The organism is Macrococcus brunensis (assembly GCF_004359615.1).
GTDB classification, from domain to species: domain Bacteria; phylum Bacillota; class Bacilli; order Staphylococcales; family Staphylococcaceae; genus Macrococcus; species Macrococcus brunensis.
Genome location: NZ_SCWA01000003.1, coordinates 66250 through 80014 on the forward strand (window position 1 = coordinate 66250; position 13765 = coordinate 80014).

Sequence of the window (13765 nt, forward strand, 5' to 3'; positions counted from 1 at the left end):
ATTTCTCCTTTAAGTAAGTTAATTCTCTAATACCCAAAAAAGACTGGCTTTAACCAGTCTTTCATCCTATTTATAGTTGACCATGAAGTACTTTTTCTTCCCTCTTCTGATGATGGTGAATTCATCTTCAATTTTATCAGCTGCACTGATTTCATAAGCAGTATCTGTCACTTTTTCACCGTTGATTGAAATGGCACCGTTTGTGATATCTTCTCGTGACTGTCTCTTGCTTGGACTGACGCCTGCTTCAACCAGGTAATCTACTAAATTGGTAGATTCAGAAACCGTACTCTGCGGCACATCTTTGAAACCTTGACGAATTTCGTCAGCTGATAACTGTGATAAGTCGCCTTTAAAGAGTGCATCTGTAATACGGATGGCATCTTGAAGGGCTGTTTCGTCATGCACAAGTTTTGTGACTTCAGATGCAAGTGCTTTCTGAGCTTTTCTAAGATGTGGTTCTGTCTCAAGAGATGTCTCGAGCGCTTCTATCTCCTCTTTAGATAAGAAAGTGAAGTATTTAAGGAATTTAATCGCATCTGCATCCGGTGTATTGATCCAGAACTGGTAAAACTCATAAGGTGAAGTCTTAGTACGATCTAACCAGACAGCGCCTGATTCAGACTTACCGAACTTTTTGCCATCTGCTTTTGTGACAAGCGGAACGGTAATACCGTATGCTTCGACTTCGCCGTACATACGGCGCATAAGATCAAGTCCAGATGTAATATTGCCCCACTGATCTGAGCCACCAAGCTGAATCTTAACATCGTGCGCTTTATTGAGATGACCGAAGTCAATCGCCTGCAGAATCGTGTATGTGAACTCTGTGTAAGAGATACCTGTCTCTAAGCGTGACTGAATGCTGTCTTTACCAAGCATGTAGTTGACGCCGACATGTTTACCGTAGTCTCTTAAGAAAGTCAGGAGATCAATCTGTCCGAGCCAGTCTTTGTTATCGACACGGATAGCGCCGTTATCTCCGCTGAAATCGAAAAGTTGTTCCATCTGTTTTTTGATACCATCCACATTGTGCTGGACCATTTCAGGTGTCTGCAGGACACGTTCATCTGTACGACCAGATGGATCCCCAATCATACCTGTCGCGCCACCAATCAGCACGACCGGGCGATGGCCATGTGCCTGAAAACGGCGTAAAGTCAGAAACGGTAATAAGTGACCAATATGCAGGCTGTCTGCAGTCGGGTCAGCTCCGCAGTAAATGCTGACACTTTCTTTGTTAAGCAGTGCTTCAATCTCTTCAGGATGTGTCTCCTGATAAATCAGACCACGCCATTTCAAGTCATTTAATAATTCATTCGTCATATAAATCCCTCCTGTTTAAAATAAAAAAAGCACCCCTACTAATGTAAGGGTGCTTGAATACACGGTACCACCAAACTTATGATTGCTCATCACTTTGCTGATGAAAAGGTCATCAGAGCCGTCAGACTGTTTCGTTAGGTGTATTCATCCATAGCTTCCCGCCAGTTTCCAGCCCCACTGACTCTCTAAAAGAGAAGATTATGTCTTACTTGTCCTATAGTCTGAAGTATATAATTATGTTACTAGTTTAATGAATGAATGCTTCTAAGTCAAGTCCTTCATATGCTATACTGAATATAATTCAGGAGGTTAGAGATGTCAAAATTAAAGCGAAGTTCTTCTAATTGGAAGAATACTTATACTCAAAATAAGTCTAATCTGAAGACTGTAAAATGGACGCCCTATGTCATATTCAACTCTATTTATAAAGTATTTGCGAATTTATTTCTACTCATACTTGTCGGTGGTTTTCTACTAGCCACTTTACTGGGCGGCTTTGGTATTGGTTATTTTGCAGGTCTTGTCAAAGATGAACCTGTTCCTTCCAAAAATGAACTGAAAAACTCATTATACTCAATGAACCAGAGTTCAACTGTTTATTTTGCCGGGGGCGAATCTTTAGGAAGTTTAAATGCCGATACGCTTCGGACTGTGATTAAATACGATCAAGTCACGCCTCATGTTGTCGATGCACTCATCTCAACAGAGGACGAAAATTTCTATCAGCATAATGGTATTGTTCCTAAAGCTTTTATCCGAGCAAGTGCTCAGGAATTTCTCGGCAGCGCTTCTTCATCCGGAGGCAGTACGCTGACGCAGCAGTTAGTGAAAAACCAGTTACTCTCCAATGAAACTTCTTTTGAAAGAAAAGCTAAAGAAATGCTGCTGTCTTTCAGAGTAGAAAAAACACTTTCGAAGCAGCAGATACTTGAAGTCTATTTAAATGTTGTCAGTTTCGGACGTAATACGAATGGTCAGAATATCGCCGGTATCGAAGCGGCAGCACAAGGCGTTTTTGGTAAGAAAGCTAAAGACCTTAACATAGCGCAAAGTGCTTATTTAGCCGGTATGCCTCAGAACCCTTATACATATACCCCATTCTTAATAACGGGTGAAGTTAAAAAAGATGCGGAACTTAAATACGGGTTTGAACGTCAGAAGTATGTGCTGAAACGAATGAAAGAAGAAAAGAAAATCACAAACAAAGAATATCAGGAAGCACTTAAATTCAATTTAAAGAAATCGTTTGTTGAACGTATTTCTAAACCTGATGTGGAATATCCATTCCTGACGAAGGAAGTTGAAAATCGTGCAGTAGATATTCTTAAATATGAACTCGCCAAGAAAGATAAAGTATCGGCTCAGCAGCTCGATGAAACACCAATACTCAATGATAAGTATACAGCTCTCGCTAATGATAAAGTTAGAAACGAAGGCTATAAGATTCAGACAACTATTAACAAACCTATTTATGATAAAATGAACGAAATCAAAGACAATCCTTATTACTATTCATATGATCGTCCAGCAGAAGTAGACGGTAAGACAGTGAACCTGCAGCAGGAAGTCGGTGTCATGTTAAAAGAGAATGAATCAGGTAAGATCATCGCCTTCGTCGGTGGACGTGATTACGAAAAATCTCAAAATAACCACGTGACTCAGACAAGACGTTCACCTGGTTCTACAATGAAACCACTCGTTGCTTACGCACCCGCTATTGAATATGGTGTCACAACACCTGAAACGATGTTGCTTGATAAACGTTTTGATGTGAATGGCTATAAACCTGAGAACTATGCACGAACAGAGTTCGGCCAGATCACTACTCGTATGGCTCTTATCAACTCATTCAATTTAAGTACGTTAAGACTTTACTCAGGTATTCAGGATAGAAAACCATGGGAATTCCTTGATAAAATGCATATCAACATTCCTGACAATCAGAAACCGAATTTATCTCTTCCACTTGGAGCGACAGATACGACCCTTGAAGATAATGTTGACGGCTTCTCGACATTCGCTAACAAAGGGAATTATCAGGAGCCTTATATGATTGAGACGATTAAAGATAACAGCGGTAAAACAGTCTATAAACACGAAGCAGCACCTGAACGAGTATTCAGTGATGCCACAGCTTATATCATGACGGATATGCTCCGCGGCGTTCTTGACACAGGTAGTGCTTATCAGCTAAAAGGTACATTCCAGTTCAATCAGGACTGGGCAGGTAAAACTGGTACAGCTGAAAATGGTACAGACAGCCTGTTTGTCGCCTATAACCCGAAAGTGACACTCGGTATCTGGATGGGTTACGATAAACTTATTCCGTTTGACGAGGAGAATCACTATCAACTTAAGTTATGGCGTGATATCAATAACAGTATCACAGCGATTGATCCTGAGCAGATGGGTGTAAATGAACAGTTCACTAAACCTGATAGTGTTGAAACACAGAAAATCTGTCAGATTACGAACAGCCCTAATGGCTCATGTAATCAAGGTGAATCCGCTGCAGATAGTTTAGTGTGGAAGAATACTGACCTATCAAACAAATCGATTGATGACCCGCGTGTACTGAATCGCTTAGGTAACAATATTGACAGCAGCACTAAGTCAAAGATTTCACCTAAATCGCCTATTGCAGATCAGTTCAATGAATTACGCGGACAAAATAAGAAAAAAGAAGACGACGCACAATAAAAAATCTCTGCCAGCCGGCAGAGATTTTTTTGATGAAAAAAACGCATCCTAATGGATGCGTCTCTTGTTATTAGAATAAACCGACTGCGTTACCTTCTGCGTCGATATCCATGTTCAGTGCTGCTGGTTGTTTCGGTAAACCAGGCATTGTCATGATATCTCCTGTTAACGCTACGATGAAGCCAGCCCCTGTTTTAGGGATTAATTCACGGATAGTGATTTCAAAGCCAGCTGGACGACCTAATTTTTTAGGATCATCTGTGAATGAGTATTGTGTTTTAGCCATACATACTGGATAGTTATCCCAGCCGTTGTCTTTAATTGTTTTAAGTTGTTTTTTCGCGCTATCAGTGAAGACAACATCATCTCCGCCGTAGATATCTTTAACGATTTTACGGATTTTTTCTTCAACTGGTAATTCAAGCTCGTATAATGGTTTGAAGTTTTGTTCAGTATCCATTACTTCTTTAACGAGTTTAGCAAGCTCTACGCCGCCTTCTCCGCCTTTTTCCCAAACTTCTGTAAGTGCGATTTTAATGTTGCGCTCTGCACACCACTGTTTAACGAAGTTTACTTCTTCTTCAGTGTCAGTAACGAAAGCATTTAATGCTACGACTGGTTCAACACCGAATTGTTTTAAGTTTTCTAAGTGTTTTTCTAAGTTAACGATACCTTTTTTAAGTGCATCAACATTTTCAGCTTTAAGTTCGTCTTTCGCTACGCCACCATGCATTTTCATCGCACGGATAGTTGCGACTACAACGATTGCGCTTGGCTCTAAACCAGCACGACGCGCTTTGATGTCCATGAATTTCTCTGCGCCTAAGTCAGAACCGAATCCTGATTCTGTTACAACGATATCAGCCATTTGACGAGCTGTGTTAGTTGCGATGATTGAGTTACAGCCGTGAGCGATGTTAGCGAATGGTCCACCGTGGATTAACGCAGGTGTTCCTTCAATTGTTTGTACTAAGTTAGGTTTGATTGCATCTTTAAGGATTAATGCTAATGCACCTTGTACCCCTAAATCACCAACAGTAACTGGTTTACGGTCATAAGTGAAACCGATAGTAATTTTAGCGATGTTTTCTTTTAAGTCATGGATATCACGAGATAAACAGAATACAGCCATAATCTCACTTGCAACAGTGATATCAAAACCATCTTCACGAGGTACCCCTTTGAATGGTCCACCAAGACCTACAACAACTTGACGTAATGTACGGTCATTCATATCTAATACACGTTTCCATGAGATACGACGAGGGTCGATGTTTAATTGGTTACCTTGATAAACATGGTTGTCGATGAATGCTGCTAAAGCGTTGTTCGCAGTTGTAATCGCATGTAAGTCACCATTAAAGTGTAAGTTGATCTCTTCCATTGGTAATACTTGAGCGTAACCACCACCAGTAGCGCCGCCTTTCATACCAAATACTGGTCCAAGAGATGGTTCACGAAGAGCAACCATAACGTTTTCACCGATTTTTCTGAATGCGTCACTCAGTCCAACTGTTACAGTAGATTTACCTTCACCAGCTGGTGTCGGGCTCATCGCAGTCACTAATACCACTTTACCTTTAACCGGTTTATCGATTAACTGTGTATTAATTTTTGCTTTGTAAAAACCATAAGGTTCTACTGACTCTTTTGGGAAGCCCGCTTCTTCAGCGATTTCCTGGATTGGACGAATTGTAGAGCGTTTAGCGATTTCTAAATCAGATAAATATTCAGCCATTATTTTGTGTCTCTCCTTTAAATGTTTTTAACTCCTCCTTAATGATATGATAAAGCGGTTTCAATGTCGACCGATTTGCTAAAAAAAAATAAAGAATCAACTTGAGTTGATTCTTTATTTCGTTGTTCCTCTATAATCAATTCGATAAGGAAGCACGACATTCGTATCTTCTATCTCTTCATCGTTCATGAATTTTGTGAGCAGTCTCATACCGACAGCACCAATATCGTAGAGCGGCTGCATGACACTGGACAGCTTAGGACGAACCATCTGCACAAGACGTGTGTTATTAAAACTGATGATCTGCAGGTCCTCAGGAATAGACAGTCCTGCATCCTGGGCTGCATGAACGATACCAATCGCTTGTTCATCGCTGATACAGAGCACAGCTTGTGGTTTTGCTTCTTTAATATGATTAAAAGCTTTCTCACCATCCAGGTACTGTTCGTTGCCGATGTAGACAGCTGAGGAATCTAAGTTGATTTGATGCTCTGCCAGAACAGCCTCCATGCCTGCCTGTACATCAAGACGGGCTTTCTCAGAGTAACCGCCACCTACAAATGCAAAACGTTCGACACCTTGCTCTATTAAGCGCTCAGTGATCTCTGTACTTGCCTTTTTATAATCAATATTAACAGCAGGTAACGTCTCTTCAACATCATGTGTACCAGATACGACCACGGGCACAGATGTCGATTGAATCAGTTGAAGTGTCTCAGATGACAATGTACCTCCTAAAAAGATGATGCCATCGACCTGCTTACTGAGTAAATTATTGAAAATATCATTTTCTTTTTCAGGGTCATTATCTGAGTTCGAGATAATCGTCTGATATTTATACATTTTGGCGATATCTTCCAGACCTCTTGCAAGTTCTGAATAGTAAATATTTGAGATATCAGGGATAATGACACCGACAGTCGTCGTCTTTTTGCTGGCAAGTCCACGTGCGACAGCATTCGGGCGATAGTTTAAACGCTTGATGACTTCATTAACCCGGTCTCTCGTCGCTGGTTTAACGTTTGGATTACCGTTAACTACTCGCGAGACAGTCGCCATTGAAACTTTGGCCTCACGTGCGACATCATAGATAGTAATTGTCATGATGACCTCCTGTAATCGTTTTCTTTCTCATTATATCACGCTTTTTGACAATGTTATATTATAAATATAACTGACGGGCTTTGTCAATTTCAGCGAAGAAAGAATCGAATTCCTGAAGATCCATCTGCTGGCCGGCATCACTCAGTGCAACTGCTGGATCTGGGTGAACTTCTGCCATTACACCATCTGCACCTACTGCAAGCGCTGCTTTAGCGACAGGCAGCATAATGTCTTTACGCCCCGTTGAATGCGTCACATCAACCAGTACAGGAAGGTGCGTTCCTTGTTTCAATATAGGCACCGCTGAGATATCTAACGTGTTGCGGGTCGCTTTCTCATACGTTCTGATTCCTCGTTCACACATAATAATCTGACTGTTACCATTTGAGTGAATATATTCTGCCGCATAAATAAATTCTTCAATAGTTGCAGCTAAGCCTCTTTTCAGCAGAATCGGCTTATTTGATTTACCTGCTTCTTTTAAAAGTTCGAAATTCTGCATGTTTCGTGCACCAATCTGAAAGACATCTACATACTGATCTGCCATCTCAAAATGAGCTGGATTGACAATCTCTGAAACAATATTAAGTCCATATTTCTTATTCATCTCTTTTAATATTTTCAGGCCTTCTTCACCTAACCCCTGAAAATCATACGGTGAAGTACGTGGTTTAAAGGCACCTCCACGGATAAACTTCTGCCCTTTAGCAGCTAAATCACGTGCAACTGCATCAACCTGTTCATAAGACTCTACAGAACAAGGTCCAAATACAAATATCTTATCCTGACCGCCAACTGCTGCGCCGTTAGGAAACGAAACGATTGTATCTTCAGGCTTCATTTTACGAGAAACAAGCAGATGCTTTTCATTCTGTGCCTGCTGCAGTTCTGTAGATGCTTTGAAAATCTCCTTGAATAATTGTTTAATGACGTTATCATCGTAAGGTCCTTTATTCTGTTCGATGAGCTGATTCAACATCTCTTTTTCGCGCTGCGGGTCATAAATATCTGTTCCAGCCTTAATTTTCTCCTGCCCTATTTTTTTCGCTACTTCTCCGCGCTCTGTCAGAAGCTCCAGTATAGCAAAGTTAATTTCTTCAATTCTAGTTCTTAATTGATTGAGTTCTGTCATTATTACACCTCTTCATAAAAAAATTTAAAATAAAAATAGTAGGGCGAGAATCACCCTACTATTTTATCACAGGATAAACAGAATCACTTGCTATTTGTTTTTGCCCTGTTTGGTATTATTTTTGTTATTGTTCGTGTTGTTTTTGTTGTTGTTATTGTTTTTATTGTTTTTATTGTTATTATTATTTTGTTTTTGATTGTTTTGTGTTTTGTTCACGTTACCACTGACGTCAGTATGATTCTTTTTGTGCTCTTCAATATCACTTTTAGTATCTTTATCTACAACAGCTAATGGTTCTGCTAAAGAATCATCATTCACTTCTTCTTTAATTGCACGGCGTTGTGCAGCTAATGCATCAGAATCTGCCACTTTATCTTTTAACTGTGTATCTGTTTTAACGTCTGTATTGTTTTTATCTCTGTCATCCACTTCTACAACTTTAATAGTTGAATGTGCCTGAGTTGTTTCACTTTTGCCCGCTTCTTTTTTTGCTTCTTTTTTCTCTTCTGCTTTCGCTTTCACTTCTTCTTTTTTATCTTGAGCTTTTTCTTTTACTTCGCCTGCTTTTTGAGCGACTTGTTCTTTTACTTCAGGTGCTTTTTCTGCGACTTTTTCCTGAACTTCATTCACTTTTTGAGTGGCCTGCTCTTTTACTTCGCCTACTTTTTGAGCCACTTGCTCTTTTACTTCAGGTGCTTTTTCTGCGACTTTTTCTTGAATTTCATTCGCTTTTTGTACGACTTGCTCTTGAACTTCGCCTGCTTTTTGCACGACTTGTTCTTTAATTTCCTGTGCTTTTTCTTTTACTTCACTGACTTTTTCAGTCACTTTGTTTTTAATTTCATCTGCTTTTGAAGGTTGACCTTGTTTATCAACTGAGTTATTGACTGCGCTATCTTTAAATGTAACCACTTTTGAATTGATATCTTTTTTAAGGTCACGACCTGGTTTCGGTGCAAGCAGTAAACCTGCAAGAGTACCAATCGCAATACCGAATGTCAGACCAAAAGTGAAATCACGAGCAATTGTGTTTTTACATTGTACTTCGTATTCTTTTACAGTATGCGTATGTAAATCGCGGTTATAAGTATTACCACCATTTGATCTGTAAACAGTTACCGATTCATTATTTCTACCATTGTTGAGTTCTCTGTTATAAGTGTTGACCATGTTGTTTCTCCTCCTTAAGGTATAAAAAAATAGGAATATACTTATTTAACAAGTATATTCCCAATTATTTAATAACTAAACTTATTTATTATGAAGTCCTGCATTGATTCTGTCTTCATCTACATTGTTGTAGCGAGCAGTATCATTGTTAAATACTTCTTTGTCATTGTTGACAACCACTTGGTTAGAGAAGTCATAAGCGTTACGACGCTCTTTTCTCATTTTCCATTTGTCTGCAACTTCCATTGCAACGTTAGACCATTGTACGACTTGCGCAATCTGATCTTTGTTGTTTGCAATGTTTTGTGTAATTGATGTTGTCACACGGTCTACATGGCTGTTTAAGTTGTTAACAGTACCACCGATACCTTGAACAGCATCAACAACTGTGTTTAAACGAGCTGATTTATCTTGAACATCTTCAGCAAGTCTGTTTGTTTTGTGAAGTAAGTCAGTTGATTCACGAGTAATCCCTTGAATCTGTCCTTCTACTCCGTCCAGCGTTTTAGCAACGTGGTCTAAGTTTTTCTTAACTGAAAGTAATACGATGACGATACCGATACACAGAATCAAGAAAGCGATTGCTGCGATGATGCCGGCGATTGGTAAAATCCATTCCATATTGAGCCCCTCCTAATGTGGTTATCCTTAATTTACTCTTTTTTTATACCCCTGTTCAAGGGCTTAAAACATGTTAGTTACACCATTATAACAAATTTTCATAGGCTTGCTGAAATTTCTGAATATCACCAGCACCCATAAAGAGTAAGACTGAATCATTGTGCTGTTTAAGCACATCGATTGCTTCTTCAGTCAGTACTTGAGAATTTGGAATAAGGTCAGCCAGGTCCTGAATCTTTAAAGCACCACTCTTCTCACGGGCAGAACCGAAGATTTCACAGAGATAGACTTGATCCGCTTCTTTCAGGCTGTCTGCAAACTCACTCAGAAACTTTTCAGTACGAGAGAATGTATGTGGCTGGAAGATAGCGATGACTGATTTATTCGGATACTTCTTACGGGCTGAATCAATAGTCGCTTTAATCTCTGCCGGATGATGTGCATAATCATCAATCAGAATCTGTGTGCCTTCTTTTTTCTCGCTGAATCGGCGCTTGACGCCTCCGAACAGTGTCAGTGCTTCTTTGATGTTGCAGACATCGAGCTGTTCAAGGTAACATACTGTGATAACTGCCAGTGCATTCAGAACCTGGTGATTACCAAACATCGGCGTCTTGAAATTACCGTATAGCTTATTATCAATCAGTACATCAAAAGAAGTCCCTTCACTGGATGTCACAATATTCTCAGCTCTGACTCTGTTTTCCTGACCTAAACCGTAGTAATAGACCGGCACATCTACTTTAATATCGTGAAGAATTTTATCATCTCCACAGGCAATAATCGCTTTTTTGACTTTATGTGCCATCTCCTGGAACGCATTGAAGACATCCTCTAGATTCTTGAAGTAATCAGGATGATCGAAGTCAATATTGGTGATGATTGCGTAATCAGGTGTATAGCTGAGGAAATGTCGTCTGTATTCGCAAGCTTCGAATGCAAAATACTCACTTTCAAGCTGCCCCATACCTGTACCATCACCGATTAAGTACGAAGTTTTTTTGTCACCATTCATCACATGGGATAAAAGACCCGTTGTAGAGGTCTTACCGTGCGCACCTGTTACAGCGATAGACGTATACTGACTCATGAAACGTCCAAGGAAATCATGATAGCGATAGTATTCAACACCTAGTTCCTTTGCACGCACAACTTCAGGATGGTCATCTCCGAAAGCATTGCCGGCGATAACCGTCATGCCTTCCTTAATATTCGCTGCATCAAACGGCATGATTTGAATGCCTTTATCTCTAAGAGCATCTTCAGTAAAAAAATGTTTGTCGATATCAGAGCCCTGCACTTCATTATCCATATCGTAAAGAATATGTGCCAGTGCACTCATACCTGAACCCTTTATACCGATAAAATGATATAACGTCATAGTTCCACTCCTATAATTGATTTTCACTCACTAATACAGTTCTCGGTTTAGAACCATTTGCTCCACTAATATACCCCATCGACTCTAAACTGTCGATAATTCGAGCCGCGCGGTTGTAGCCGATCTGGAATCTACGCTGCAACTGAGAAGTAGAGATATGCCCTTCTTCCAGCATAAACTGAACCACTTCCTCAAAGAGTTCATCCTGCGGGACTTCATTCACTTTATCCAGCAGTTCTTTCTCCTGGAACAGATAATTCGGTTCACCCTGTTCCTTGATATAATCTACGACTGCATCGATTTCCTCATCAGAGACGTAGCAACCTTGAATCCGAATCGGTTTATTCATACCATTGCCCTGGTAGAGCATGTCACCATTACCCAGCAGCTTCTCAGCGCCACCATTATCGAGAATGGTTCTGGAGTCAATAGAAGAAGAAACCATGAAAGCAATTCGTGTCGGTACATTTGCTTTAATCAGCCCTGTAATGACATTGACAGACGGACGCTGCGTTGCAAGGATCATATGTATACCTGCTGCCCGTGCTTTCTGTGCTATACGGGCGATAGAATGTTCTACATCCTGCGGTGCCATCATCATCAGGTCTGCGAGTTCATCGATGACAATGACAATCTTCGGCATGCGTTTATCATAAGGTGATTTCTGATTAAAAGCGGTGATGTTACGGACATGGACGTCAGAGAAGACTTTGTATCGACGTTCCATTTCTTCAACGACCCATTTCAGACTTTCAGTGGCTGCTTTAACGTCTGTAATAACAGGCGCTATCAGATGCGGTAAGTCATTATAAGGTGCGAGTTCCACCATTTTCGGATCAATCAGCAGCAGCTTCAGTTCATTCGGATTATTGCGGTATAAAAGAGACAGCAGTATCGCATTGATACTGACTGATTTACCCGACCCCGTTGCACCTGCGATTAAAGCATGCGGCATCTTCGCTATATCCATCAGCATCGGTTCATTATTGATTTTAGCACCGAGCGCGACCATCAGTTTCGATTCAGCAAATTTGAAACGTTTGCTGAAGATCACTTCACTTAAATTCACTTTTCGCGTATCAATGTTCGGCACTTCAACACCGACACGGGAAGTCCCTGGAATCGGTGCTTCAATACGAATTTCCTTCGCTGCAAGCGCCATCTTGATGTCATCCTGCAGATTGGTAATCCGGCTGACTTTTACACCTTTTTCAACTGACAGTTCATAACGAGTGACAGAAGGACCGATGACGACTTCTTCTACTTTCGCAGGCACATTGAAATGATAAAAGGCTTCATCCAGCTGTTTGCGCTGTTCTTCTACCCATTCAACATTTTCGTGGGATTTCTCTTCTGGTGACAAAAGACTGACAGGTGGCAGAAGGTACTTCGGTCCGATTCTTTTAGCTTTTTCGGTTTCCGCTTTCTTTTCTTCAGTTGAAGATTCTGAAACGGATTCTTTGACCGTTGCCTGCTCTGACGCTTTATTCATCAGTCGTTTTTTATCAGATGGTGTCATCATGACATTGAAAGGTGATGTTTTACGTTTGGGTTGAGGGGCGGGTTCTGAGTTCTCGCTAGTCTTCACTGGTTCAGTGACAACTGTTTCCTCAGTTTCAGGTTCTTTTATTGCGTCAGGCTGCGGCTCTAATTCAGTTTCTTCAGTTGATGACTCAGATACTGATTCGACGCTTTCTGCCTGAACTTCCAATACCTCTGCTTCTATTACTTCCGACTCAGTTTCCACCGCTTCAACGGGTGTTTCCTCAAGCTTTTCTTCAACTTCTGTATTCTCTTCAACAGGGTCAGTTTCAGTGTTTTGACCGACTTCAAAGACAACTTTTTCTATCAAAGCGTCATCAGCGTCGCTTGAATCTACATCAGTGACTGTCTTCTCTTCTGATACTGGTATTTCATCTGTCTCTATCACTTGATGATCTTCTGATGAATCAGCAGAGATAGTAATGATTTCAATCGGCGCATCTTCTGTTACCGGCGCACTGATTTCCTCCACTTCAAGCGGTTTAAATGATTCCTCCTGCAGATCAATCGTTTCCACTTCTAATTCTGCCGTTAGAATCTCAACCAGTTTCTCCTGTTCTTTCTGCTCGCGTCTTGCTTCTTCAAATGCCTTTCTTGCCAGCATTTTCTTTTCGCGTTCTTTACGGATTTCTGCGACTATCTGTGAAGCATAGATATTCTCTACGTTGACGACATTATCCTTCTGACGATATGTCGGTACTTCCGGCTTCGCTTTTTCTGGTTTTTTGCCTGTCAGAGGGGTAATAACCACTTTTTCCTCGCTAGGCTTCAGGTTTTTGCGTGTACCGAATATAGCTGAAGGGACTTCACTCGCTGTAAACTGCCGCTTCTTGTCAGGAATTCTCGGGGGCTGATATTCCCTCTGTCTTTCCTGTCTAGGTGCTGCCGTCTCCTGTTTGACGGTTCGACCTTTTCTAGCTCTTCTTCGCTCAAAATAGTCATCATTAACGAACTGCTGGCTATTTGATACTTCTTGAACTTCGGACTGTTCTTTTATAACGGTCTCTTTTCTTTCATCACCAAGATCGATTGGAAAACGGAATTTACCGCG

8 protein-coding genes and 1 pseudogene are annotated in these 13765 nt (G+C 40.7%); 1 reads left to right on the plus strand and 8 read right to left on the minus strand.

What is annotated here, in order from left to right:
* Positions 1-66 precede the first annotated feature (66 nt).
* Complete coding sequence (gene tyrS, locus ERX27_RS02165; protein ID WP_133431195.1) at positions 67-1326, minus strand: tyrosine--tRNA ligase; 1260 nt, start codon at positions 1324-1326, stop codon at positions 67-69.
* Positions 1327-1641: 315 nt separating this feature from the next.
* On the opposite strand from tyrS, the gene ERX27_RS02170 reads away from it, so the two are divergent.
* Entirely contained in the window at positions 1642-4026 is a 2385-nt protein-coding gene (locus ERX27_RS02170; RefSeq protein WP_133431196.1) for a transglycosylase domain-containing protein, read from the plus strand.
* 70 nt (positions 4027-4096) lie between these two features.
* On the opposite strand, the gene ERX27_RS02175 is transcribed toward ERX27_RS02170, so the two are convergent.
* The 7 genes and pseudogenes from ERX27_RS02175 to ERX27_RS11610 all read right to left on the minus strand — a co-directional run.
* Positions 4097-5764, minus strand: coding sequence for a formate--tetrahydrofolate ligase (locus ERX27_RS02175; protein WP_133431197.1), 1668 nt, complete (start codon positions 5762-5764; stop codon positions 4097-4099).
* A gap of 114 nt (positions 5765-5878) precedes the next feature.
* The gene (gene ccpA, locus ERX27_RS02180) at positions 5879-6868 is read right to left on the minus strand and encodes a catabolite control protein A (RefSeq protein WP_133431198.1); all 990 of its coding nucleotides are present in this window, start codon (positions 6866-6868) and stop codon (positions 5879-5881) included.
* A gap of 58 nt (positions 6869-6926) precedes the next feature.
* Complete coding sequence (locus ERX27_RS02185) at positions 6927-8000, minus strand: bifunctional 3-deoxy-7-phosphoheptulonate synthase/chorismate mutase (protein ID WP_133431199.1); 1074 nt, start codon at positions 7998-8000, stop codon at positions 6927-6929.
* A 90-nt stretch (positions 8001-8090) separates the two neighbouring features.
* A complete protein-coding gene (locus ERX27_RS02190) occupies positions 8091-9170 on the minus strand; it encodes a YtxH domain-containing protein (protein WP_133431200.1) in 1080 nt (359 codons plus the stop codon).
* Positions 9171-9251: 81 nt separating this feature from the next.
* Positions 9252-9791 carry a DUF948 domain-containing protein gene (locus ERX27_RS02195; RefSeq protein WP_133431201.1) on the minus strand — a complete coding sequence of 180 codons (540 nt, stop codon included), beginning with the start codon at positions 9789-9791 and terminating at the stop codon, positions 9252-9254.
* An 85-nt stretch (positions 9792-9876) separates the two neighbouring features.
* Positions 9877-11172 carry a UDP-N-acetylmuramate--L-alanine ligase gene (murC, locus tag ERX27_RS02200; protein ID WP_133431202.1) on the minus strand — a complete coding sequence of 432 codons (1296 nt, stop codon included), beginning with the start codon at positions 11170-11172 and terminating at the stop codon, positions 9877-9879.
* A 10-nt stretch (positions 11173-11182) separates the two neighbouring features.
* Positions 11183-12574 (minus strand): annotated as a pseudogene (locus ERX27_RS11610) (DNA translocase FtsK); the annotation flags it as partial.
* Positions 12575-13765 lie beyond the last annotated feature (1191 nt).